Here is a 23329-nt window from a genome sequence, read left to right on the forward strand (position 1 = left end):
CGCGTTCCCGGCCGTCAGGCCTCCAGGTTTTCCTGCCGCCTGCCCATGGGCAGCATCAGCACCACGTACAGCACCAGCGAGGCGCCCAGTCCCACCGCCCAGCCGTAGTCGGCGAGCGGCTTGAGGAACGGGATCAGTCCGTCGGCCGGGAACGGCCCGGTCCTCGCACCGTCGGCACCGACGCCCGAGTACGAGCCGCCGACGGCGAGGACACCGCCGACCAGGAAGGCGACGATGGCGCGCCAGTTCCAGCCGGAGGAGTACCAGTAGCGCCCGCCGGGTGTGTAGAGGTCCACCAGGTGCAGGACCGTACGGCGGACGATCCAGTAGTCGGCGATCAGGATGCCCGCGACCGTGCCGAGCAGGCCGCCGACGACGCCGAGCCAGGTGAAGATGTAGAACTCCGGGGTGGAGATCAGCTTCCACGGGAAGATCAGGATGCCGACGACACCCGTGATCAGCGCGCCGGTACGGAAGTTGATGAGCTTCGGCGCCAGGTTCGCCAGGTCGTACGCCGGGGATACGACGTTCGCCGCGATGTTCACGGAGACGGTGGCGACCAGCACGATGACGAGCGCGAACAGCAGGCCGAAGGCGTTGTCGGTCTTGGCGGCGAGGGCGACCGGGTCCCAGATCGCCTCGCCGTAGACCACCTCGGAGCCGGACGTGACCAGCACGGCGAGGATCGCGAAGAGGGTCATCGTGGTGGGCAGGCCGAGGGACTGGCCCCAGGTCTGCGCCTTCTGGCTGGCACCGAAGCGCGTGAAGTCAGGGATATTGAGGGACAAAGTGGCCCAAAAGCCGATCATTCCCATCAAGGACGGGAAGAAGACCGGCCAGAAGTCGGCGCCCCAGCCGAGCTTCGACGGCTGGTCGAGCAGCGCGCCGAACCCGTCCGCCTTGACGGCGATCCAGATCAGCAGCACGAACGCGCCGACGATCACGAAGGGCGCGGCCCAGTTCTCGAAGTGCCGCAGGAAGTCCATCCCGCGGTAGATGATGGCGATCTGCACGGCCCAGAACAGCAGGAAGCACAACCACAGCGGCCAGGGGTTGCCGGCGATCCTGCTCGCGTTCTCCCAGCCACCGCCGGTGAGCTTCGAGCCCAGCGCGAAGATGCCGCTGCCGCCGATCCAGGTCTGGATGCCGAACCAGCCGCAGGCCACCGCCGCCCGGATCATCGCCGGGATGTTGGCGCCGCGCAGCCCGAAGGAGGCCCGCGCCAGCACCGGGAACGGTATGCCGTACTTGGGTCCGGCGTGCCCGGTGGCCAGCATCGGCAGCAGCACGATGACATTGGCCAGGGCGATGGTGAAGACGGCCTGCTTCCAGTCCATGCCGAGGGCGACCAGGCCGGAGGCCAGGGTCCAGCTGGGGATGCAGTGGGCCATGGAGATCCACAGGGCCGCGAAGTTGTACGTCGTCCACTTGCGCTCGGCGACCGGGACGGGACGCAGATCCTCGTTGGCGAAGGGGCTGTGGGCGGGGAATGCTCCGGGGGCGAGTTCGATGCGGCCGTCGGCGTGGGCGGACTGCGATATCGGTGACCCCGTGGGGACTGTTTCGGTCATGGGCAGGCCAATCGACAAGGCGGGACGGGGAAAGGCCGTGCGGGGGCCTTGGGCCCCTCCCCGGGGCGGCGGGGAGGCCGGGACCGCGGGGAGGGAGACAAGGTGTGGGGGGTCGGGTGGAGCGGTGGTGTCGCGTGTTCGGACTCGGCAGTGCGGGTCAGGAGTTGACGGCGGGGATGACCTTCGCGCCGTACGCGTCGATCACCGCCTCCTGCGCGTCGTGCATGTCGTAGACGGCGAACTGGTCGACGCCCAGCTCGCGCAGCGCGTTCAGCTTCTCGATGTGCCTCTCGACCGGTCCGACGAGGCAGAACCGGTCGACGATCTCGTCGGGCACGAACTGGGTGTCCGGATTGCCGGCGCGGCCGTGGTGGGAGTAGTCGTAGCCCTCGCGCGCCTTGATGTAGTCGGTGAGTTCGTCGGGTACGGCGGCGGAGTGCTCGCCGTACTTGGCGACCAGGTCGGCGACATGGTTGCCGACCATCCCGCCGAACCACCGGCACTGCTCGCGCGCGTGGGCGAGCTGCTCGGGCGAGTCGTCCTCGGTGACGTACGCGGGGGCGGCGACGCAGATCGTCACCTCGGACGGGTCACGGCCGACGGCGACCGCCGCGTCCTTCACGGCCTTGACCATGTACTCGGTCAGATACAGGTCGGCGAGCTGGAGGATGAACCCGTCGGCCTCCTCGCCGGTCATCTTCAGGGCCTTGGGCCCGTACGCCGCCATCCATACGGGGAGTTCGGCGCCCGGCTTGATCCACGGGAACCTGACGACCGTACCACCGCCGAGGTCGGCCTCCTCACCCCGGCCCAGCGCCCGGATGACCTTCATGGCGTCGCTGATGCGGGCGAGGGTGTTGGGCTTGCGCCCCGCGACGCGCATGGCCGAGTCGCCGCGGCCGATGCCGCAGACCGTGCGGTTGCCGAACATGTCGTTGAGGGTGGCGAAGGTGGAGGCGGTGACCTCCCACGTGCGGGTGCCCGGGTTGGTCACCATCGGGCCGACCTTCAGCTTCTGCGTGTTCGCCAGGATCTGGCTGTAGATCACGAACGGCTCCTGCCACAGCACGGCGGAGTCGAAGGTCCAGCCGTGGGTGAAGCCGTTGCGCTCGGCGCGCTTCATCAGGCTGACGACCCGCGAGGCCGGCGGGTCGGTCTGCAGGACGAGTCCGAAGTCCATGGGCTCCGCTCCTAGTTGAGGTACTGACAGGTGGAGCGGGGGGTGTAGACGCCGTGCCCGGCGCGACCGGTGTACTCCCGCTCGGTGATGACGGGTTCGCCGCGCGAGAGGACCGTCTCGACCCGGCCGGTGGTGCGCTTGCCCTCGTACGCCGAGTAGTCGACGTTCATGTGGTGGGTGACGGCGGACATGACCTGCTCGGCCTGCGGGTCGTAGATCACGACGTCGGCGTCCGCGCCCGGCGCGATCGTGCCCTTCTTCGGGTACATGCCGAACATCCGGGCCGGGGTCGCGCAGGCGATCTCGATCCAGCGGCGGCGCGAGATGTGGCCGTCGACGACGGCCTGGTGGAGCAGGTCCATCCGGTTCTCGACGCCCGGCAGACCGTTGGGGATCCTGGAGAAGTCGCCCCGGCCGAGCTCCTTCTGGCCCACGAAGCAGAAGGGGCAGTGGTCGGTGGAGACGACCTGGAGGTCGTTGGTCCGCAGGCCCTTCCAGAGCTGGGCCTGGTGTTCCTTGGGGCGAAGGGGCGTCGAGCACACGTACTTCGCGCCCTCGAAGTCCGGCTCGGCAAGGTTGTCGGTGGACAGAAACAGGTACTGCGGGCAGGTCTCGCCGAAGACGTTCAGCCCGTCGTCGCGCGCCTTGGCCAGCTCGGCGACTGCCTCCATCGCCGAGACGTGCACGACGTACAGGGGTGCGCCCGCGACCTGGGCGAGCCGGATGGCGCGGTGGGTGGCCTCGGCCTCCAGCAGCGCCTTGCGGACCTCCCCGTGGTAGCGGGGATCGGTCTCGCCCCGCGCAAGCGCCTGCTCCACCAGGACGTCGATCGCGATGCCGTTCTCGGCGTGCATCATGATCAGGCCGCCGTTCTCGGCGGAGCGCTGCATGGCGCGCAGGATCTGGCCGTCGTCGGAGTAGAAGACCCCCGGGTAGGCCATGAACTGCTTGAAGCTGGTCACGCCCTCCTCGACCAGCAGGTCCATCTCCTTGAGCGTCTCCTGGTTCACATCGGAGACGATCATGTGGAAGCCGTAGTCGATCGCGCAGTTGCCCTCGGCCTTGGCGTGCCAGGCGTCGAGGCCCTCGCGCAGCGAGTGGCCCACGCTCTGCACGGCGAAGTCGACGATCGTGGTCGTACCGCCCCAGGCGGCGGCGCGGGTGCCGGTCTCGAAGGTGTCGGAGGCGTGGGTGCCGCCGAACGGCAGCTCCATGTGGGTGTGGACGTCGACCCCGCCCGGGATGACGTACTTCCCGGTCGCGTCGATGGTCCGGTCGGCCGTCCAGGCCTCGGCGGCCGGGGTGCCGCTCGCGGCGAGGGCGGCGATACGGCCGTCCTCGATCAGGACGTCGGCGTGCATCTCGTCGGACGCGGTGACGACGAGACCACCGCGGATGACGGTACGGCTGCTCATGCTCCCTCTCCTTCCGTGGTCGGAACTGGTGTCCAGTACGTCGATGGGTCCCGCGGGCCCGGCCCCCGTGCGCCGGGCCCGCGGAAGCCTGCGAGACGGTCAGGGAGCGGTGAGCGGGTGGTACGCCTCGGGGCGGCGGTCGCGGTAGAACTGCCAGCGGTCGCGCACCTCGCGCAGCTTGGCCAGGTCCAGGTCGCGGACGACCAGTTCGGTCTCCTTGTCGGACGCCACCTCGCCGACGAACTGCGCCTCGGGGTCCACGAAGTAGGAGGTCCCGTAGAAGTCGTTGTCGCCGAGGTCCTCGACACCGACCCGGTTGATGGCCCCGACGAAGTACTCGTTGGCGACGGCCGCCGCCGGCTGCTCCAGCTGCCACAGATAGCGGGACAGGCCGCGCGAGGTGGCCGACGGGTTGAAGACGATCTCGGCGCCGCCGAGGCCCAGCGCCCGCCAGCCCTCCGGGAAGTGGCGGTCGTAGCAGATGTAGACGCCGATCCTGCCGACCGCGGTGTCGAAGACGGGCCAGCCGGCGTTGCCCGGACGGAAGTAGAACTTCTCCCAGAAGCCGGGCACTTGGGGGATGTGGTGCTTGCGGTACTTGCCGAGGTACGAGCCGTCCGCGTCGATCACCGCTGCCGTGTTGTACAGGACGCCGGGCTGCTCCTCCTCGTACATCGGCAGGATGAGCACCAGGCCCAGCTCCTTGGCCAGCGCCTGGAAGCGCCGGACGATCGGGCCCTCGGGGATCTGCTCGGCGTACTCGTAGAACGCCTTGTCCTGGACCTGGCAGAAGTACGGCCCGTAGAACAGCTCCTGGAAGCACAGGACCCGAGCACCCTGCGCGGCCGCGTCGCGGGCCGCCTGCTCGTGCACCTGGATCATCGATTCCTTGTCGCCGGTCCACGCGGTCTGGAAGAGGGCGGCACGGATCACTCTGCTCATCGGGACCTCCGGTCGCTCGGTGTGCGAGAAGGCTAGGAAGTCCGACAGCAGGCTTTGAGTTGCACCGTGTCACGTCTGCGGGCGTCGGGCGTGCCACGGTGTCACCCTTGTGCGGACCCATGTTTCACCGCCGTTCTCCCAGGTCACTGCAGGTTTCAGGGTTGTTGCGCGTCATGCGCGAGGAGTGCGATGTGCACCGAGGCGGCCTGCTCGAAGTCGTCGAGGTCGACGCCGAGCCGCGCCTGTATCACCTCCAGGCGGCGGTAGAGCGCGGGCCGGGAGACATGGTGGAGCTGGGCGGTGCGGGACTTGTTGCGGCCGGTGGCGAGGTAGGTCCGCAGTACGGCGAGCAGATCTCCGTCCGCCCCGCACAGCAGCCCGTCCAGCTCCCGCTCCGCGAACGACTGCACATGCGGGTCGTCCCGCAGCAGCCGGATCAGGCCGCGCAGATGCACGTCCCGCAGCCGTACGACGGCCGGCAGGTCGAGGGCGGCCGCGGAGTCGGCGACGGCGTCGGCGACGTGCTGGGCCTCGCGCAGCCCGGCGGGCACGTCGTCCCAGGCGGTGCGCGCGTCGGCGGCGGCCACGACGGTCCGGGCGGCGCCCGACTCGGAGCGCACCCGGGCGGCGAAGTTCGCGGCGAGCACGCCGGCGTTCTGGTCCCGGGCGAGGCTGAGCAGCACGGCGGTGACCCCGTCGGCGAGCTCGGCGACGATCCCGGACAGCCCCAGCATCCGCAGCACGCGCTCCAGTTGGGCCGGTTCCCCGTCCCGTACGACCAGGGGCACGAAGGCGCGCCGGTTGACCGGCAGTCCGGCGGCACGCGCGCGTGGCAGCAGTTGCCGTGCCGGTACGACGCCGCTGACCAGGTCGGTGAGCAGGCTCTGCGCGGACTGCTCCTCCCAGGTGTGCGCGGAGTTGCCGCCGAGCATGCGGTGCAGGACGAGCGCCTCGGCGGCGCGGTCGGCGAGCAGCCGCCCGGTGGCGGTGTCGCCGCGGTACCCGCACAGCACGATCTGCCCCCACCGCTCCCCCCGCCCGCCCAGTTCGGCGCGGATCCAGCCGTCGCCCTCGCTGCCGCCGGCCTGGCGGGCGATGCGCTCCCAGTCGCGCAGCACGTCGTCGACGGCGGACCGCTCCCCCGCCGTGGCGAGGACCCGGTGGGCGAGGTTGGTGACGACGACGGGGCAGGCGCTGTGCGAGGCGACCTCGTCGAGGAGGCGCTGGAGCGGGGCGCCCGCGGTGATGAGTCCGGTGAGCGCGGTCCGTACGGCCTCCGACAGGCTCACCGCCGCGAACTTCCGCCGCACCAGCCGGGACTGGACCTCCTCGGTCAGCTCCGCGAAGGGGAACGGCCGGTGCAGGACGACCAGGGGCAGCCCGCACCGCTCGGCCGCCCGGCGCATCACGTCCGGCGGAGCGGGGAACGCCCGGCCGAGGCCGAGGACGACGGCGGCCGCCTCGGCCCGGTGCAGGGACCGGATGTACTCGGCCTGCTTCTCCTCGTCCCCGGCGAGCAGCACCCCGGTGGTGAGCACCATCTCGCCGCCGCTGAGCATCACGCCGACGTCGGGCGCCTCGGCGACATGCACCCAGCGCACCAACCGGTCGAGCTGACCGGCGCCGGCCACCACCTCGGGCTCCCCGGCCAGCACCCGCTCAAGGGTGAGGACCTGCCGGACCGACAGGGCGGGTTCCAGGGGTTCCGAAGGCTCCAAGGGCTCCAGGGTGGTGGTCATGGCGGCTTCCCTTGTTCAGGCGGGTGCTGCTAGATGCTCCTCAGAGCGCTCTCCAGGATCGCGGCGCCCTCCTCGGCCTCCGCGACGGTGAGGGACAGGGGCGGGGCGATGCGCAGGGAGCTGGTGTTGTGGCCGCCGCCCTTGCCGATGAGGAGGCCGCCCTCGCGGGCCGCTTCCAGTACGGCGGACGCGGTGGCCGGGTCGGCCTCGTCCGTGCCGGGCCGGGTGATCTCGATGCCGAGCATCAGGCCCCGGCCGCGCACCTCCCGTACGTGCGGCACCTGCGCCGCGACGGACCGCAGCCGCTCCAGGAGCAGCCCGCCGACGCGCCGGGCGTTGCCCTGGAGGTCGTGTTCCAGCAGGTAGTTGAGGTTGGCGAGGCCGGCCGCCATGGTGATCTGGGTGCCGCCGAAGGTCGAGATGCTGTTGGCGTCCAGGCAGTTCATGATCTCGGCGCGGGCGACGACACCGCCGATGGACATGCCGTTGCCGATGCCTTTGGCGAAGGTCATGATGTCCGGCGGCCCGGACCGCTCGTGCGCCTGCCAGCCCCAGAAGTGGTCGCCGGTGCGGCCCCAGCCGGTCTGCACCTCGTCGGCGATCCACAGGATGCCGCGCTCGGCGAGCACCTCGCGGAAGGCGGCGTACAGCCCGTCCGGCGGCGAGGTGAAGCCGCCGACACCCTGGATGGGCTCGGCGATCAGGGCCGCGGGCGGGCGGGTGTGACCGAGGAGGTCCTTGAGATCGTCGACGCAGGCCGCGATGAAGTCGTCGTCGCTCAGCCCGGCGTACGGACCGCGGGTGCGCACCCCGCCGTGGACGTACAGCGTCTGCAGCGGCGACAGCGAGGTCGGCGACCAGCCGCGGTTGCCGGTGATGCCGACCGCGCTGAAGGAGCGCCCGTGGTAGCTGTTGCGCATCGCGAGGATCGTGTTGCTCTGCCGGTAGGTCGTCGCGAGCAGCAGGGCGGTGTCGTTGGCCTCGGTGCCGGAGGTGGTGAAGAAGACGCGGGCGTCCGGGATGCCGCTCAACTGAGCGATGCGCTCGGCGAGTTCGACCATCGGCCGGTTGAGGTACAGGGTGGAGGAGTGGATGATCCGCCCGGCCTGCTCACTGACCGCCTTCGTCACCTCGGGCAGCGCGTGCGCGGTCATCGTGGTGAGGATGCCGCCGAAGAAGTCGAGGTACCGCCTGCCCTCGGAGTCCCAGACGTGGCGGCCCTCGCCGTGGGTGATCTCCAGCGGCTCCTCGTAGTAGAGGGCGAGCCAGTCCGGCATGACGGCGCGGTGGCGTCCCAGCAGGTCCTTGGTCACGGCTGTACCAGTCCTTCGTAGGCGTCGGGTCGGCGGTCGCGGTAGAAGGCCCACTGCTGCCGCACTTCTTCGATGAGGTCGAAGTCGAGGTCGCGGACGATCAGTTCCTCGGTCTTGTCGCTGGCGACCTCGCCGACGAACTGTCCGCGCGGGTCGACGAAGTAGCTCGTCCCGTAGAAGTCGTTGTCGCCGTACGGCTCCTGCCCGACCCGGTTGATCGCGGCCACGAAGTACTCGTTGGCGACGGCCGCCGCCGGCTGCTCCAGCTGCCACAGATAGGCGGACAGGCCGCGCGAGGTGGCCGACGGGTTGTACACCAACTGGGCGCCGTTGAGCCCGAGTTGCCGCCACCCTTCCGGGAAGTGGCGGTCGTAGCAGATGTAGACGCCGACCTTGCCGACGGCGGTGTCGAAGACGGGCCAGCCGATATTGCCCGGCTTGAAGTAGTACTTCTCCCAGAAGCCCTTGACCTGCGGGATGTGGTGCTTGCGGTACTTGCCGAGGAAGGTGCCGTCGGCGTCGATCACGGCCGCGGTGTTGTAGTAGAAGCCCGACTGCTCGACCTCGAAGACCGGTACGACGATCACCATGCCGGTCTCACGGGCGAGCTCCTGCATACGGCGCACGGTCGGCCCGTCGGGGACCGGCTCGGCCCAGCGGTAGTGCTCCGGCTCCTGGACCTGGCAGAAGTAGGGTGCGTTGAAGACTTCCTGAAAACCGATGATCTTGGCGCCCTGGCGAGCCGCCTCGCGGGCGTGTTCCTCGTGTTTCGCCACCATGGACTCGGTGTCGCCGGTCCAGGTGGCCTGGACCAGAGCGGCGCGTACGACGTTGGCCATGAGCTGCTCCTTCGACGGGACGTCAGAGCCTCTACGCCCGTAGAGGGGGGCCGTAGAGGCTTGAAAGTAAGCCCCCGGAACAGCCTTGCCAAGACCATCGCCGTTAACCCGCTGAGTCGATCACGTTTCACACTCCTAGGGGTGATTGATGAGGCCGGTGAGAGTGATGTGACCGCTGGGCCGGGCCCTAAGGCCGGGATGTCAGGCCGGGATGTCAGGCCGGGATGTCAGGCCGCGAAACCCGCGACTCGCAGGGCGTGGACGAGATCCCAGTGCCGCTCGTCGGAGACGCCCTGGGCGGCCTCCAGCAGGAGCGGTACGAGCGTGCCCGGGTCGGCGGCGGCGCTGCGGGCGGCCTCCTCCGGGGTGCGGACGCGGACGTACGCGTCGAGCAGCGCGCGGACCTCGCGGTGCCGGCCCGCGCCGACCAGCCCCACCACGGCCTGCCCGATCTCGTTCGCGGGCCGCGCCACGCCCTGCCGCAGGATCTGCTCCCCGTCGTCGGCACGCCCTGCGGCGGTCAGCGCGTCGGCGGCGGCCACGAGGCGCTCGGCGGGCAGCGAGGCGGCCTCCCACAGCAGGGTCGCCCAGTCGGCGCCGAGCCGGGCGCGCTGCATCTCGGCCGCGAGCAGCGGAAAGCGGACGGCGGGCCAGTACGCGACCTCGACCAGCAGGGCGTGCGCCTCGCCGCTGCGCCCCTCGCCACGCAACCGCACCAGCGTCTCCACGGTCCCGACGACCTCCCGCCGGTCCGCCGCGTCCAACGGCTGGGCCTGCGGCTGCGGGACCGTGGGCGCGGGCGCGGGCTTCTCGGCGGCGGCCCCGGCGAACCTGGCCCCGCGGAGGGTGCGGCGGGTGGTGGCGGGCTGGGCGGGCAGGGTGGGCGCGGCGGTCGGCGGTACGACGACGGGGGCGGCCTCCTCCTCGACCATCCCCGCGAACCGGGCGCTGCCCCGGCGGCGCTTGCGCTGCTTGGGGGTGGGAGAGGGTTCGGCAGTGGCCGGTGGAGTGGGGGCGCGGTCGCCGGGCGTGGTGGGGGCGGGGGCACCCGGGGAGGACGGGCCGTCGAGGCGCCCTTCGCCGGCCTGGGCTTTCGCCCACTCCGGCGTCGCGGCGGCTCCGGCCGGGGCGGTCCGGTCCGTGGGGTGCCCGGCGGGATGGGCCGCGCCGGTGGCGCCCGGGTGCCGTGGGTCCGGCCAGTCGGACATCGCGGCTGCGCCTCCGTCGGCGAAGGAGTGCGCGGGCTCACCGGTACGAGCGTCGTGGCGCTCCGCCGCCTGGGCGCCGGAGGCCCGTTGCGCCGCCCTCCACTCTGCCGCTTCCGCGGCCGAGGCGACGGCACGCCGCCCCTCGTGCCGGTCGGCGGTCCTCCCGGCCGGCGCCCCCCGCCCGGCGGGCCCGCCCGCCGGTCCGGCAGGGGCGTTCTCCTGCTCCCCGGTCCGGCCGGCCGCCTCGGCCGCCGACCGCGCGTCGCTCCGATGCGGTGTGCCGGCGAATCCGCCGCCGGAAGAGGCGGCCTCGCTCGGCTGCGTACGGTTCGCCCAGGGGCCGGTGCCCCTGAAATCGTCGCGCCGGAACGCGTCGTTCCCGAACCGGTCGTCCTCGAAGCGGTCGCCCTCGAACCGGTCGGCCCCGAGCCGGTCACCCTCGGAGTCGTCGCGCTCGAAGCGGCCGTCCCCGAAGCGGTCGCCCTCGAACCGGTCGTCGAGGCGGAAGACGCCCCCCTCCCCCGCCCGGTCGCGCCGTATCGCCTGGCCGTGTCCGGTTGCCGCCCGTCGGTCCAGGTCGGCCATCCGCGCCCGCAGTTCGGCGCACCGGGCGGTCGCGCGTTCATGGTCGTCGCGGGCCCAGGCGAGGTCGAGGCGGATGGCGTCGGCCTCCTCCTGGCCGGCGGCGGAGGCGAGCAGCCGCCCCAGTTCCGCCTGCCGCTCGGCGGCGTACCGCTGCTCACGGAGCATGACGTCGAGCCGGTCCCCGAGGGCGTCGCGGCCGCCGGGCCGGGCGTCGTACGCGGCGAGGGCGCCGGCGTGCAGGGCGCGGGCGCGCTCGGTCTCGGGACCGGTGCCGCCGGGACCGTACTGGGCGGCGAGGTCGTGCAGGAGCGACTCCACCACGTCCCAGGGCGGCAGTTCACGTCCGTCGAGGCAGGCCTGCATGCCCTCGGGGTCGCGCTGCCAGAACACGCCGCACCAGCCGCCGCCCTGATCGAGGCGCGCCAGAAGGCCGTCCAGGTAGTTCACGAACTCCCGTATCCGAGCCGGGAGTTGATCCACTGACATCGCCCAACTCCCGCCAGACCGGAGTACTCCGGTCCGCTAGGCAACACCAGCCATGTTACGAACGCGCTACAGGAAGTTTTCGGACTGGACGCAGAGTACGCCGCAGCTGCCGGAACGTGACGTGTACAGCCTCAGGCGGCGGCCTCGGCGGGCGGTGCGCACCGCCCGGCCAGTTCGTCCATCGACAGACCGAGGGCGTGCGCCAGCGCCGCCACCGTGAAGAAGGCCGGCGTCGGAGCGCGGCCGGTCTCGATCTTGCGGAGCGTCTCGGCGGAGATGCCGGCGCTCGCCGCGACCGCCGTCATGCTGCGGTCGCCGCGGGCCTCGCGGAGCAACCGCCCGAGCCGCTCGCCGCGTTCACGTTCTTCGGGGGTGAGAGGGGTGCGCACCATGCCGTCATTCTAATACCGGTATAGTAATTGCCATGGTGGAGCTGAAGACAGACACGTCGATCGATGCGATGTACGCGGCCGGGCAGGTCGTCGGCCAGGCCCTCACAGCCGTACGAAAGGCCGCTGACGTGGGGGTTTCCCTCCTGGAGCTGGACGAGGCGGCCCGCGAGGTGCTGCGCGCGGCGGGAGCGACGTCGCCGTTCCTCGGCTACCGCCCCTCCTTCGCCCCCGTCCCCTTCCCCGCCGTCATCTGCGCCTCGGTGAACGACGCGATCGTGCACGGCATCCCGACCGGCTACCGGCTGCGCGACGGCGACCTGGTCTCCATCGACTGCGGCGCCGAACTGGACGGCTGGGTGGGCGACTCGGCGATCAGCTTCACGGTCGGCCGGGCGCGCCCGGCCGACGTACGCCTGATCGAGACCGCGGAGCGGGCCTTGGCGGCGGGCATCGAGGCGGCCGTGGTCGGCAACCGTATCGGCGACATCGCCCATGCGATCGGCTCGGTGTGCCGGGCGGCCGGGTACGGCATCCCGGACGGTTTCGGCGGGCACGGGGTGGGCCGCCGGATGCACGAGGATCCGGCGGTGCCGAACGAGGGCCGTCCAGGCCGGGGCCTGCCACTGCGGCACGGCATGGTCCTCGCCATCGAGCCGATGCTCACCGCGAGCGGCAGGGACGGCTACCACGCGGCGCCGGACGGCTGGACCCTGCGCACCAACGACGGCTCCCGCGCGGCCCACACGGAGCACACGGTGGCGATCACCGAGGCCGGGCCGCGGATCCTGACGGCCCGCTGAGCGGCGGCGCGGGCGGTCTGCGGCGCGGGCGGTCTGCGGCGCGGGCGGTCTGCGGCGCTGATCAGCGGGCCCTCGTGGAGGACGCACGGGGGCTTCGAGCGGCGCGCCGCACCCGCCAACGGTGATCGGCGGGACGATCCCCCGCTCGCCCTCCGCCCCCCATCCAAGGCCGACCCGGTGGACCGCTGCCCGCAGGTGCGCAGGACGCTCGCCGCCCCCTGCCCGACGACCCGCCGATCGCCGATCGAGCGGGCCCCGGAGGCGTCACTCCCCGCGTTCTCTGGAGGTGCCCGCGGCCACCGTTCGTGCGAAGGTGTTCTACGAACGCGGCCAGGTGTAACCGGCTTCCGCCCGGGTTACCCGACTCCGGCACGTCGATCAGCGAGGGCGACCCTGCCCGCGCAGGGACGCCGGATGGGAACGCCATGACCAGCGGCTTCAGTGGTCCGGAGGACTACGACCCCTTCGGAGAATTCCTCGCCCGCTTCTTCGGCGGACCGCGCCCCGGTCCCCGGCAGATCGACATCGGCCGCCTGCTCAGTCAGCCGGCCCGGGAGCTGGTGCGGGGCGCCGCCCAGTACGCCGCCGAGCACGGCAGCCGGGACCTGGACACCCAGCACCTGCTGCGCGCCGCACTGGCCGCCGAGCCGACGCGGAGTCTGCTCAGCCGGGCCGGCGCCGACCCCGACTCCCTCGCGACGGAGATCGACGAGCGGTCGGGCCCGGTCCAGCACCCGCCGGGCGAGGCCCCGCCGCCGACCTCGCTCTCCCTCACCCCGGCCGCCAAGCGTGCCCTGCTGGACGCACACGACCTGGCCCGGTCGCGCGGCGCCGGTTACATCGGCCCGGAGCACGTGCTCAGCGCCCTGGCCGCCAACCCCGACTCGGCCGCCGGGCACATCCTCAACGCGGCCCGTTTCGCCCCCTCCGGCCCGCCCGAGGCCCCCGAAGCCGCCCCGTCCCGCCCCCACGTCGACCAGCGACCGCGTGTCGACACCGGCACTCCCACCCTCGACAAGTACGGCCGTGACCTCACCGACCTCGCCCGCCGGGGCGGTATCGACCCAGTCATTGGCCGGGAGGAGGAGATCGAGCAGACCATCGAGGTGCTCTCCCGGCGCGGCAAGAACAACCCGGTGCTCATCGGTGACGCGGGCGTCGGCAAGACCGCGATCGTGGAGGGGCTGGCCCAGCGGATCGCCGAGAGCGACGTGCCCGACGTGCTCAGCGGCCGCCGGGTGATCGCCCTCGACCTGACGGGCGTGGTCGCGGGCACCCGCTACCGGGGGGACTTCGAGGAACGGCTCAACAACATCGTGGGCGAGATCCGCTCGCACTCCGACCAACTGATCGTCTTCATCGACGAGTTGCACACCGTCGTGGGCGCCGGAGGCGGCGGCGAGGGCGGCTCCATGGACGCCGGGAACATCCTCAAGCCGGCGCTGGCCCGCGGCGAGCTGCACATCGTCGGCGCGACCACGCTGGAGGAGTACCGCAGGATCGAGAAGGACGCGGCGCTCTCCCGCCGCTTCCAGCCCATCATGGTCCCGGAGCCGACCCCCTCGGACGCGATCGAGATCCTGCGCGGCCTGCGCGACCGCTACGAGGCCCACCACCAGGTCCGCTACACCGACGAGGCGCTCGTCGCCGCCGTGGAGCTGTCCGACCGCTATCTCACCGACCGCCGCCTGCCGGACAAGGCGATCGACCTCATCGACCAGGCGGGCGCCCGGGTACGGCTGCGGGCGCGGACCAAGGGCACGGACGTACGGGCCATGGAGCGCGAGGTCGAGCAGCTGTACCGGGACAAGGACCAGGCGGTCGCCGACGAGCAGTACGAGCAGGCCACCCAACTGCGGGACCATATCGTCGAGTTGAAGCAGCGCATCGCGGACGCGTCCGGCGACGAGGAGGCCGACGAGGGCCAGCATCTGGAGGTCACCGCCGAGGCCATCGCGGAGGTCGTGTCCCGGCAGACCGGCATCCCGGTGAGCAGCCTCACCGAGGAGGAGAAGGACCGGCTGCTCGGGCTGGAGGAGCATCTGCACGAGCGGGTCGTCGGCCAGGACGAGGCGGTGCGTGTGGTCTCCGACGCCGTGCTGCGCTCCCGCGCCGGACTCGCCAGCCCCGACCGGCCGATCGGCAGCTTCTTCTTCCTCGGCCCGACCGGCGTCGGCAAGACGGAGCTGGCCCGGGCGCTCGCCGAGGCGCTGTTCGGCAGCGAGGAGCGCATGGTCCGCCTGGACATGAGCGAGTACCAGGAACGGCACACCGTCAGCCGGCTGATCGGCGCCCCGCCCGGCTACGTCGGCCACGAGGAGGCCGGTCAGCTCACCGAGGTGGTGCGCCGTCACCCGTACTCGCTCCTCCTGCTCGACGAGGTGGAGAAGGCGCACCCGGACGTCTTCAACATCCTGCTCCAGGTCCTGGACGACGGCCGGCTGACCGACTCCCAGGGCCGCACGGTCGACTTCACCAACACGGTCATCGTGATGACCAGCAACCTGGGCTCGGAGGCGATCACCCGGGGCGGTACCGGAATCGGGTTCGGCGCGGGGGACGCGGAGGCCGACGAGGAGGCGCGGCGCGAGCGGATCCTGCGGCCGCTCCGTGAGCACTTCCGGCCCGAGTTCCTCAACCGCATCGACGAGGTCGTCGTCTTCCGCCAGCTGACCCACGACCAGCTGGAGCGGATCACCAACCTGCTGCTGGAGCAGACCCGGCGCCTGCTGCGCGCCCAGGGCGTCTCGGTCGACTTCACGGACTCGGCGGTCGACTGGCTCTCCGAGCGCGGCTACCAGCCCGAGTACGGGGCCCGTCCGCTGCGCCGCACCATCCAGAAGGAGGTCGACAACCAGCTGTCCCGGCTGCTTCTGGACGGCCGGATCGGTGAGGGCGGCCGGGTGACGGTGGATGTGGAGGACGGGCGGCTCGCCTTCCGTACGGAAGAGCTGCCGCCCGCCCCTGAGCTGTGAACGGGCTGGGGTGAGGCGCTACGACGCCGACCGCACGACCATCGCCGAGCCGCCGCCCCGCCGTACCGTCTCCGCTGCGGCCAGCCACTTGCCGTTCGGCAGCCGCTGCACGCCGGTCGCGGCCCCGATCTCGGGGTTCTGCCGGAAGCCGTGCCCGATCGCTGCCAGCTTGGCCTTCGACGGGCTGTTCCACAGGCCCGGTTCGAGCTCGGTGGTGGTCTGGTTGCGCTGGCTGGCGCGCGGCGCGGCGATCGCGTCGACCAGCGGCAGGCCGCGGTCGAGGAACCCGGTCAGCGTCTGGAGCACGGTCGTGATGATGGTCGCGCCACCGGGCGAACCGAGCGCCACGACCGGCTTGCCGTGCTGGTCGAGGACGATCGTCGGGGACATCGAGGAGCGCGGACGCTTGCCCGGGCCCGGCAGGTTCGGGTCGTGGACGGCCGGACTGGCGGGAGTGAAGGAGAAGTCCGTCAGCTCGTTGTTGAGGATGAAGCCACGGCCCGGGACGGTGATGCCGCTGCCGCCGGTCTGCTCGATGGTGAGCGTGTACGAGACGACGTTGCCCCACTTGTCGGCCACCGTGAGGTGGGTCGTGCTGTCGCCCTCGTAGGTGGTCGGCGCCGCCGTGCCGCTCGCGTCACAGGCGGCCGGGTTGCGCGGGTCGCCCGGCGCGACGGGGCTGGTCAGCACCGCGTCGTCCTCGATCAGGCACTCCCGCGAGTCGGCGTACCGCTGCGACAGCAGTTCCTTCGTCGGTACGTCCTCGAAGGCGGGGTCGCCGACCCAGCGCCCGCGGTCGGCGAACGCGATGCGGCTGGCCTCGATGTAGCGGTGCAGGTACTGGACCTCGCTCGCCTTCGACAGGTCCGTCCGCTCCAGGATGTTGAGGGCCTCGCCGACCGTGGTGCCGCCGGAGGAGGAGGGCGCCATGGAGTAGACGCCGAGACCGCGGTACGACGTCCTGGTGGGCGCCTGGGACTTGACGCGGTAGGCGTCCAGGTCCTTGGCGGTCAGGTCGCCGGGGCGGGCGTTCCAGCCCGATGCCGGGTCGACGGGCGGGTGGTTGACCGTGTCGACGATGTCCTCGGCGATGTCGCCCCGGTAGAGCGCGCCGACGCCCTTCTTGGCGAGCTCCGCGTAGGTGCGCGCGAGGTCGGGGTTCTTGAAGGTGGAGCCGACGACAGGGAGGGAGCCGTTGGGCAGGAAGAGCTCGGCGGTGTCCGGGAAGTAGCGGAACCGGGTTTCGTTGGCGGCGGTCTGCGCGCGGAAGGTGTCGTCCACGACGAAGCCGTCCCGCGCGAGCCGCTCCGCCGGCTTCAGCAGCGTGCCGAGTCCCCTGCTCCCCCACTTGTCCAGCGCCTTCTGCCAGGTGGCGGGCGTGCCCGGGGTCCCGACGCTCAGTCCGCTGCTGACGGCCTCGGCGAACGGGATCGCGGTGCCGTTCTCCACGAAGAGCTGGGAGTCGGCGGTCAGCGGCGCGGTCTCGCGGCCGTCGAGGGTGTGCACCGCACGGGACTTGGCGTCGTAGTGGACGAAGTAGCCGCCTCCGCCGATTCCCGCGGAGTAGGGCTCGGTGACGCCGAGCGCGGCGGCCGTGGCCACGGCGGCGTCGACGGCGTTCCCGCCCCTGCGCAGGACCTCGATGCCGGCGGCGGAGGCGTCCGGGTCGACGCTCGACACCGCGCCGCCGTAGCCGACGGCGACCGGTACCTTCTCAACGGGGTTGGCGCCGGCGCCGGGTGGCGCTGCCGCCCCCACCGACACCACGGCGGCCGAGACCGCCAGGACCGACAGTTTCCGCGCGACAGGGCGACGCATTCGCACCTCCAGTCAGGGACCGTCCGCGCAGCCTATTCGATCGCCATGCCCCCGTCAGCCTGCCCTCGGCACGCTTTGCTCGAACACGGGTTTGCGTTCTCCCGCTACCATGCGCGCCCATGAACGACGACGTGCGCAACATCGTCCTGGGTGTGGTCGCCGCCGGTATCAGCGCCGCGCTCGGCTGGCTGGCCCGCACCTACCTGTGGAAGCGCAGGCTCCGCCGCAAGCAGGCGTTCTTCGGGCTGCCCGACAACGCCGAGTCGCTGCTGGTGGTCAACCGCGGTGCCGGCGGACCCGAGCTGACGGTGATGCGCTACGACGTCTTCGCGCTCCTGGAACTCGCCGCCCTGATCAAGGACTGCAACGCCCACGCCCAGATCATCCCGCACGACGCGGCACGCCAGGGCTTCGGCGAGCGCACGGAGTTCTGCGTCGGCGGTCCGGCGTCGAACCGGCGCATGATGGCCCACCTGGCCTCCCTGCTGCCCGGTGTACGGGTGAACGTCGACGCCGAGCCCGGACCGGACCGGGGCGCCTTCCAGATCGGCTCCGAGCGCTACCGGGTGGAGGTCGGCAAGGAGGAGTACGCCCTCCTGGCCCGGCTCACCGTCGGCCAGAGCCAGGGCCCCCGCCCCGTCTTCCTGTTCTGCGGGCAGACCTCGATCACCAACCAGGCCGGCACCCGCTATCTCGCCCGCAACCACGAGCGGCTGACCCGCAAGTACGGCAACAGCTCCTTCGTCCTGCTGCTGAAGGTCGTCAACTCGGCCGCCTACGGACCGGACGTCGTCGAGCTGGTCGCGGACGTGACACGGGCGGCGCAGGCACCGCTGCCGACACCAGCGGCTCCACGCAATTCCCACCGCGCCCCCTGAATTCATTCACATGGCAACAATCGTTACTCCCACGTAACTTACCGACGGGTTACCTGCGGTAAGAGGCCACGGTTACCGTCGGGTCACTTTGCATTGACACGAGTGAGGAGTGACCCGTGGGAACCCAACGCAAGGCCCTGCGCACGACCGCCGTGGGCGCCGTTTCCGCGACCCTGATCGCCGGTAGCGCCCTCGGGCTCGCCCCCACCGCCCAGGCGGCCACGAACGGCGTCCGCTTCGTCGACATCACCGGCGACGGCGGCACCACCCTCAAGGCGAACGTCATCACACCGGCCGGCTCCGACGGCACCCGCCGCTACCCGCTGCTGGTCCTCCCCACGAGCTGGGGCCTGCCCCAGGTCGAGTACTTCGCGCAGGCCCAGAAGCTCGCGAACTCGGGCTATGTGGTGGTCAGTTACAACGTGCGCGGCTTCTGGCAGTCGGGCGGCCAGATAGAAGTGGCGGGCCCACCCGACATAGCCGACGCCTCGAAAGTCATCGACTGGGCGCTCGCCAACACCCCGGCCGACGCGGGGCACATCGGGATGGCGGGCGTCTCGTACGGCGCCGGCATCAGCCTGCTGACCGCCGCGCACGACAAACGGGTCAGGGCGGTCGCCGCCCTCAGCGGCTGGGCCGACCTGATCGACTCGATCTACTCCGGCCGCACCCAGCACGTCCAGGCGGCCGGGCTGCTGGACGGCGCGAGCCTGGTCACCGGCCGCCAGAGCGCCGAACTGCGGCAGATCTTCGACGACTTCTACGCCTCCAACCTGTCCAAGGAACAGGACATGATCAACTGGGGGAAGAAACGTTCGGCCGCTACTTATGTGGACCAACTGAACAAGAGCGGCGCCGCGGTCATGATGGCCAACGCCTGGGGCGACACGGTCTTCCCGCCCAACCAGTACGCGGACTTCTACGAGAAGCTGACCGGCCCGAAGCGGCTGGAGTTCCGGCCCGGCGACCACGCGACCGCCGAGCTGACCGGCCTGTTCGGCCTGCCCAACGACGTCTGGACGGACACCGAGCGCTGGTTCGACCACTACCTCAAGGGCGAGGACAACGGCATCGACCGCGAGCTGCCCGTCCGGCTCAAGTCCCGCTCCACGGGCGGCTACGAGGGCTACCCGGACTGGAAGTCGGTCGGCGCGACGAACAAGAAGATCGCCCTCGCGGGCACGACCACCATCCGCACCAACGTCAACTCGGGCGCGGACGGCGGGGTCGTCTTCCTGTCCAGCATCCTCGACCAGGTGGCCCAACTGCCCCCGGTGGCCTCGATCCCGCTGCTCCCCCGGCTCTGGGCGGCCGTATGGCAGTCGGAGAAGTACGCCACGCCGCAGCACGTGCGCGGCACGGCGAAGCTGCACACCACGATCACCCCGACCAAGGAGAGCGGCACCCTCGTCGCCTACCTCTACGACGTGGGCCCGCTCGGCCTCGGCAAGCTGGTCAGCAACGCGCCGTACACCTTCCACGGGCGGACGCCCGGTCAGCCGTTCACCGTCGACCTGGAGCTGTTCTCCACGGCCTACGACGTCCCGGCAGGGCACCGTCTCGCCCTGGTCGTCGACACGGTCGACCCGCTCTACATCGAGCACAACCCGTCCGGCGCGCGGCTGACCTTCTCCTCACCGGCGAACGACCCGTCGTACGTGTCGGTTCCACTGCGCGAGCAGTGATCTCCGGCCGGCGCCGGGCGGGTATGGCTCTGTGACTGCTGCCCCCTGCCGCCCCTGGTCCAGGGGCCGTGGGGGGATCCCCACCCGGCAGCAGCGTCCCTGGTCGCGGCCGGGGCCACCTCCACGGCCTTGGGGACGGACGGACCATCGTAGTCGAGGTCGGACACGGCGAGGATTCCGGTGGGGACAAACGCCGTTCGACTCCGCATGAGTGGTGCTCCCCGCTCAGTGATGGAGGATCTTCGACAGGAAGTCCTTGGCGCGCTCGCTGCTGGGATTGGTGAAGAACTCGTCCGGACTGCGGTCCTCGACGATGCGGCCGTCGGCCATGAACACGACGCGGTTGGCGGCCGAGCGGGCGAAACCCATCTCATGGGTGACGACGATCATCGTCATCCCGTCGCGGGCGAGTTGACGCATGACCTCCAGGACCTCGTTGATCATCTCGGGGTCGAGCGCGGAGGTGGGCTCGTCGAACAGCATCGCCTTGGGCTCCATGGCGAGCGCCCGGGCGATGGCGACACGCTGCTGCTGGCCGCCGGAGAGCTGGGCGGGATACTTGTCCGCCTGGTCGCCCACGCCGACCCGGTCGAGGAGTTCACGGGAGCGCTCGTCGGCGTCCTCCCGCTTGCGCCCGCGGACCCTGATCTGGCCCAGCGAGACGTTCTGCAGGACCGTCTTGTGGGCGAAGAGGTTGAAGGACTGGAAGACCATGCCGACTTCGGCACGCAGCCGTGCGAGCCCCTTGCCCTCCTCCGGCAGCGGCTGTCCGTCGAGCAGGATCGTGCCGGACTGGATGGTCTCCAGCCGGTTGATGGCCCGGCACAGCGTCGACTTTCCCGAACCCGACGGGCCGATGACCACGACCACCTCGCCCTTGGCGACGGTGAGGTTGATGTCCCGCAGCACATGCAGGTCACCGAAGTACTTGTTGACGTCACGCAGCTCGATCAGTGGATCGCCAGCCATGCCCAGCCCCAGTCATTTTCAGCTGTGTAGCGGTGGCCGCAAACTATCCGGACAAGAGTGGACTTAATACCCGACACGCACTTTTCGGGCAATAGCCGTATTTACGCCGTATTTATACCGCGCTAGGGGCCAGGCCCTCACGCCTCCGCCACTTCCCCGTACAGCTGCGACAGCTCGGGCACCCCGCTCGCGGCCCACTCCTGCCCGGAGGCCACGACATCGAACTCCCGGCCGGAGGCGAGCCGGACGACCGGCTGACCGTCCGGCCGGATCTCCCAGGCGGCTCCGCGCACGGTCCGCACGATGACGGTGCCGAGATACAGCCCGGCGTCGTTGCCCAGCCAGGGCAGGATCTCCTCGTCGTCCCGCCAGCGCGGCAGCAGCTGGTCCAGCGCCTCCAACGAGGCAGCCGTGTCATCGAGTTCGACGCCCGCCCCGGAGGCGTGGGAGCGCAGGAGCTCACACTCGGAGAGGAGTCCGGCGATGCCCTCGGGGTCGGGGGCCCCGCGCTTGTCGGGCCGATTGCCCAGAAAAGGGATCTTCATATGCCCAGCGTGTCATTCGTACTGCCGAACGCACCACAGGCGCGCGGGCCGTCGATTCGGGTCGAGTTCACGCCGAGTTCGGGCATGGCTCGTTGACGGGTCACGGGCGTCTCTCTAACTTCGCGATGCGTCGTGCGTCACGTCTGAGCGTCTCACCTGAATTGTCATGTGCAGTCATACGCAGTCCTTCAGCGGTCGTGAACGGGAGGAGTCGGAGTTGCGCCGATGTGTGGGGAGTTCCGCGGTCGTCCTCGCCCTCTTCGCGGCCCTGGTGCCGGGCGTCTCCGCACAGGCGGCCACCGAACACAGAGCCGGGCCGCTCCCCCTGGGGCGGCTCTTCGACAACACGGCCGTCAGCGACGACGCCCGGCCCGGCGAGGCGAACTTCGACGGGTCGGGCGCCTCCCTGTCCGCACAGGACCTCTCGGCCGCGGGCTGGACACCCGGCCGCACGCTCACCGTGCAGGGAGCCCGGCTGACCTGGCCGAAGCGGCATCCCGGCCGGCCGGACAACGTACGCGCCCACGGCCAGCACGTGCGGGTGCGCGGCCACGGCGACGCGCTCGCCTTCCTGGTGGCCGGCACGGGCGGCGTCGGCGTCAGCGGAACCGGGACGGTGTTCTACGCCGACGGCGCCCGGACCGCCTACACCCTGACCGCGCCCGACTGGCGCACCGGCCCGCTCGCCACCAAGGCCGTGGGCCTGCCGCACATCAACACGCCCGGCGGACAACTCACCGAGCAGGCGCGGCTGTACGTCATGACGGTGCCGATCCTCGCGGGGCGCGCGGTCGCCTCGGTGCAGCTGCCACACGCCGGCGCGCTGCATGTGTTCGCGCTGGCGGTACGGGCCCACTCCCCCGGCTGGACGGGGAGTTGGGCGACCGCGACGGGCGGCTATCCGACCGTGGGGCCGTGGACCGACCGGACGCTGCGGCTGGTGGTGCACACCTCGGTGGGCGGGCCGCGGGTGCGCCTGCGGTTCGACAACACGTTCGCGGCGGCACCGGTGCGGATCGGGAGCGCCACGGTCGCGGTGCAGAGGGCGGGCGCGGCGGCGCGAGGAACGCCGGTACGGGTGTCCTTCCGGGGCGCGGCCGGTGTCCGGATCCCGGCCGGGGCGCAGGCGTACAGCGATCCGCTCGGCTTCCAGGTGCCCGCGGACGCCAATCTGCTGGTGAGCTTCCACCTGCCCGGGACCGTGCCGGCCGCGCCCGTGCACCGGCTCGCGCAGCAGCGGTCGTATGTGAGCGGGCCCGGCGACCATACGGCGGACCGCTCCTCGTCGGCGTACCCCACGGTCCTGACCAGCTGGCCGCTGCTGACGGGTGTCGACGTGGGCGGCGGGCCGGGGTCCGTGGTGCTGCTGGGCGACTCGATCACGGACGGCGACAAGTCCACGATGGACGGCAACCGGCGGTGGCCCAATGTGCTGGCCACCCGGCTGCTGAAGCAGAGTGTGGTCCCGCGCTATGGAGTGCTCAACCAGGGGATCTCAGGCAACCGTGTGGTCAGCGACCGCTATCCCGGTGACGGTGTCTCCTCGGACACCGCGGGGGTGAGCGCCCTGCAACGGTTCGACCGGGATGTGCTGGCCCAGACGTCCGCCCGTACGGTGGTGGTCTTCGAGGGCGTGAACGATGTGCGCTGGGGCACGACCGCGGAGCAGGTGATCGCCGGGCTGCGGGAGATCACGGCCCGGGGACACGCGCGCGGGCTGCGGATGCTGGGGGCGACGCTCCTGCCCTGTGAGGGGGAGACGCGGTGCACCGCGGCGGTCGACGCGGAGCGGGTCAAGGTGAACCAGTGGATCCGCTCCGGCGCCGCCGGGTTCGACGGCGTGCTCGACTTCGACGCGGTGGTACGCGATCCGGCGCGGCCGTCCCGGATCCTGCCCGCGTACGACAGCGGGGACCATCTGCATCCGAGTAACGCGGGCCTTGCCGCGCTGGCCGAGTCGGTGGATCTGCGGGGGCTGGTGCCGTGACC

General features: G+C 71.3%; 17 protein-coding genes. 5 read left to right on the top strand and 12 right to left on the bottom strand.

Annotation, left to right across the window (positions count from 1 at the left end):
• Positions 1-14: 14 nt before the first annotated feature.
• The 9 genes from AQI70_RS13035 to AQI70_RS13075 form a co-directional block, all read right to left on the bottom strand.
• On the bottom strand, positions 15-1571 hold the full coding sequence (locus tag AQI70_RS13035) for an NCS1 family nucleobase:cation symporter-1 (RefSeq protein ID WP_062147934.1): 1557 nt from the start codon (positions 1569-1571) through the stop codon (positions 15-17).
• Positions 1572-1728: 157 nt separating this feature from the next.
• Entirely contained in the window at positions 1729-2751 is a 1023-nt protein-coding gene (locus AQI70_RS13040) for a TIGR03842 family LLM class F420-dependent oxidoreductase (RefSeq protein WP_062147938.1), read from the bottom strand.
• Between the two features lie 11 nt (positions 2752-2762).
• Positions 2763-4166 (bottom strand): dihydropyrimidinase, encoded by a 1404-nt coding sequence (gene hydA / locus AQI70_RS13045; RefSeq protein ID WP_062147941.1) that lies wholly within the window; start codon positions 4164-4166, stop codon positions 2763-2765.
• A gap of 99 nt (positions 4167-4265) precedes the next feature.
• On the bottom strand, positions 4266-5108 hold the full coding sequence (locus AQI70_RS13050; RefSeq protein WP_062147944.1) for a nitrilase-related carbon-nitrogen hydrolase: 843 nt from the start codon (positions 5106-5108) through the stop codon (positions 4266-4268).
• Between the two features lie 155 nt (positions 5109-5263).
• Positions 5264-6847: a PucR family transcriptional regulator gene (locus tag AQI70_RS13055; RefSeq protein ID WP_062147947.1), complete on the bottom strand. Its 1584-nt coding sequence runs from the start codon at positions 6845-6847 to the stop codon at positions 5264-5266.
• 29 nt (positions 6848-6876) lie between these two features.
• Entirely contained in the window at positions 6877-8160 is a 1284-nt protein-coding gene (locus AQI70_RS13060; protein WP_062147950.1) for an aspartate aminotransferase family protein, read from the bottom strand.
• On the bottom strand, positions 8157-8999 hold the full coding sequence (locus tag AQI70_RS13065; protein WP_003996635.1) for a nitrilase-related carbon-nitrogen hydrolase: 843 nt from the start codon (positions 8997-8999) through the stop codon (positions 8157-8159). The genes AQI70_RS13060 and AQI70_RS13065 overlap by 4 nt, the downstream gene beginning before the upstream one ends.
• 227 nt (positions 9000-9226) lie before the next feature.
• Complete coding sequence (locus AQI70_RS13070; RefSeq protein ID WP_062147952.1) at positions 9227-11278, bottom strand: hypothetical protein; 2052 nt, start codon at positions 11276-11278, stop codon at positions 9227-9229.
• 131 nt (positions 11279-11409) lie between these two features.
• Positions 11410-11670, bottom strand: coding sequence for a helix-turn-helix domain-containing protein (locus tag AQI70_RS13075; RefSeq protein ID WP_003996637.1), 261 nt, complete (start codon positions 11668-11670; stop codon positions 11410-11412).
• Between the two features lie 32 nt (positions 11671-11702).
• Between AQI70_RS13075 and map the strand changes: the two genes are divergently transcribed.
• Positions 11703-12470, top strand: coding sequence for a type I methionyl aminopeptidase (map, locus tag AQI70_RS13080; RefSeq protein ID WP_062147955.1), 768 nt, complete (start codon positions 11703-11705; stop codon positions 12468-12470).
• 425 nt (positions 12471-12895) lie between these two features.
• Positions 12896-15445: an ATP-dependent Clp protease ATP-binding subunit gene (locus AQI70_RS13085; protein WP_062147958.1), complete on the top strand. Its 2550-nt coding sequence runs from the start codon at positions 12896-12898 to the stop codon at positions 15443-15445.
• Positions 15446-15463: 18 nt separating this feature from the next.
• Here the strand turns inward: AQI70_RS13085 and ggt are convergent, their stop codons facing one another.
• The gene (gene ggt / locus AQI70_RS13090) at positions 15464-17263 is read right to left on the bottom strand and encodes a gamma-glutamyltransferase (protein ID WP_062147961.1); all 1800 of its coding nucleotides are present in this window, start codon (positions 17261-17263) and stop codon (positions 15464-15466) included.
• A gap of 119 nt (positions 17264-17382) precedes the next feature.
• On the opposite strand from ggt, the gene AQI70_RS13095 reads away from it, so the two are divergent.
• Positions 17383-18141 (top strand): hypothetical protein, encoded by a 759-nt coding sequence (locus tag AQI70_RS13095; protein WP_208607347.1) that lies wholly within the window; start codon positions 17383-17385, stop codon positions 18139-18141.
• Between the two features lie 116 nt (positions 18142-18257).
• The gene (locus AQI70_RS13100) at positions 18258-19826 is read left to right on the top strand and encodes a CocE/NonD family hydrolase (RefSeq protein ID WP_062147964.1); all 1569 of its coding nucleotides are present in this window, start codon (positions 18258-18260) and stop codon (positions 19824-19826) included.
• 225 nt (positions 19827-20051) lie between these two features.
• Here AQI70_RS13100 and AQI70_RS13105 read toward each other — a convergent pair whose 3' ends face one another.
• Positions 20052-20795 (bottom strand): amino acid ABC transporter ATP-binding protein, encoded by a 744-nt coding sequence (locus tag AQI70_RS13105; RefSeq protein WP_062147967.1) that lies wholly within the window; start codon positions 20793-20795, stop codon positions 20052-20054.
• 137 nt (positions 20796-20932) lie between these two features.
• The gene (locus AQI70_RS13110; protein WP_062147969.1) at positions 20933-21340 is read right to left on the bottom strand and encodes a DUF6278 family protein; all 408 of its coding nucleotides are present in this window, start codon (positions 21338-21340) and stop codon (positions 20933-20935) included.
• A 166-nt stretch (positions 21341-21506) separates the two neighbouring features.
• Between AQI70_RS13110 and AQI70_RS13115 the strand changes: the two genes are divergently transcribed.
• Entirely contained in the window at positions 21507-23327 is a 1821-nt protein-coding gene (locus AQI70_RS13115) for an SGNH/GDSL hydrolase family protein (protein ID WP_062147972.1), read from the top strand.
• The last annotated feature ends 2 nt before the right edge of the window (positions 23328-23329 follow it).

Source organism: Streptomyces curacoi, from assembly GCF_001513975.1.
GTDB classification, from domain to species: Bacteria; Actinomycetota; Actinomycetes; order Streptomycetales; family Streptomycetaceae; genus Streptomyces; species Streptomyces curacoi.